The organism is Phormidesmis sp. 146-33, from assembly GCF_052939515.1.
Window position 1 is genome coordinate 1 of the sequence record NZ_JBJPHU010000285.1, and the last position, 1,285, is coordinate 1,285.

Genomic DNA, 1,285 nt, shown 5'->3' on the forward strand with positions numbered 1-1,285 from the left:
GGGTCTACCGGAAGCTATATGCTAATGTGTTGTAAAATACTTTTTGTCACTTATGCAGCCTCTTCTGACGCAACTACTTGATTTGCCCGGTATGGACGTTGAAGATTACTCCGATTTAGGTCGGGAATTAGTCTTAGAAGTGGAAGCAAACACGACAAAAGTCACCTGTCCTCGTTGTCAGAATGAAAGCACTCACCTGCATCAAAATCACTGGCATTTAGTGCGAGATTTAAGCATCAGTCAGCATTCAGTTTTACTGAAACTCAATCGACGACAATTCAAATGTCACGTTTGTGAGAAACCCTTTAGTGAGAGGTTTGAATTTATCGGAGCGCGTCGCAGACATACTGACCGATTTGCTCAGATGATCGTGCAGCAAGTCATTCATAGCGACCTGCATACTGTGGCCAAGCAGCACGATTTAACGGATGAAGAAGTTGCCTCAATGGTGCAATACCTGAGTAAAAAAAAATGAAGGTGGAGGTGAAGGGACTCCAGCGGTTAGGCATGGATGAAATTGCCTTAAGAAAAGGGCAAGGTCACTATGTGGTGGTACTGGTGGATTTAGACCGTAGACAACTGATAGGAATGGTCAAATCGCGTAAACATGAAGATATTCAGGAAGTGTTGAGTGAGTGGGGCACTGAGGTTCTTAGCCAGGTTCAAGAAGTCAGTATTGACCTGTCTGAAAATTATCGAGGACTGATTCAAAAGGTGATGCCGAACGCTGTGATTGTGGCTGACCGATTTCACGTCATGCAACTGATTAGCCGTGAGCTAAATTCAGCTCGTAATCAAGTGATGAAAGCCAGCACAACCGAGCTAGATAAAGCCGAGAAAGACCGCATCCAATCCAGTTTAAGGTCGAGTAAGTATGCGTTGCTCAAACCGGAAGAAAGCTTGAGTGAAACTCAAAAGCTAAAACTCGAAGCCGTAAAACAGGTGTCCCCTCTTCTAGCCCAAATGCATCAGCAAAAAGAGACGTTAAGAACAATTTTTGAGCAGACCCAGACGGCAATGGATGCCGTGTTTGAAATTTCAGATTGGCTAGAAGATGCAAAAGAAACCTTTCCAAAAAGTGTGAAAACGATTGAGAACTGGTTAGAGGAGATTACAAGCTATTTCTTCAACAGAACTACGAGTGGAGTGGTGGAAGGAATTAACAACAAGCTTAAGTTAATCAAACGCTTGGGATATGGGTTCAGAAACTTTGAGAATTTTAAGCTGAGGTGCTTAATGTGTTGGCACTTTGACTTTGACTCGGCATAGTTTGAACGGTAGACCC

Annotated in this window: 2 protein-coding genes; both read left to right on the plus strand. The window is 43.4% G+C overall.

Going from position 1 to position 1,285, the window contains the following annotated elements:
• The first annotated feature begins 52 nt into the window (after positions 1 to 52).
• On the plus strand, positions 53 to 475 hold the full coding sequence (locus tag ACJ2PR_RS35990) for a transposase family protein (protein WP_446880654.1): 423 nt from the start codon (positions 53 to 55) through the stop codon (positions 473 to 475).
• Complete coding sequence (locus tag ACJ2PR_RS35995; protein WP_446880655.1) at positions 472 to 1,269, plus strand: ISL3 family transposase; 798 nt, start codon at positions 472 to 474, stop codon at positions 1,267 to 1,269. Before ACJ2PR_RS35990 ends, ACJ2PR_RS35995 begins: the two co-directional genes overlap by 4 nt.
• Positions 1,270 to 1,285: the final 16 nt, after the last annotated feature.

Coding starts and splice junctions, on each gene's coding strand:
- ACJ2PR_RS35995 (WP_446880655.1), top strand. CDS start 472: ATGAAGGTGGAGGTGAAGGGACTCCAGCGGTTAGGCATGGATGAAATT.
- ACJ2PR_RS35990 (WP_446880654.1), top strand. CDS start 53: ATGCAGCCTCTTCTGACGCAACTACTTGATTTGCCCGGTATGGACGTT.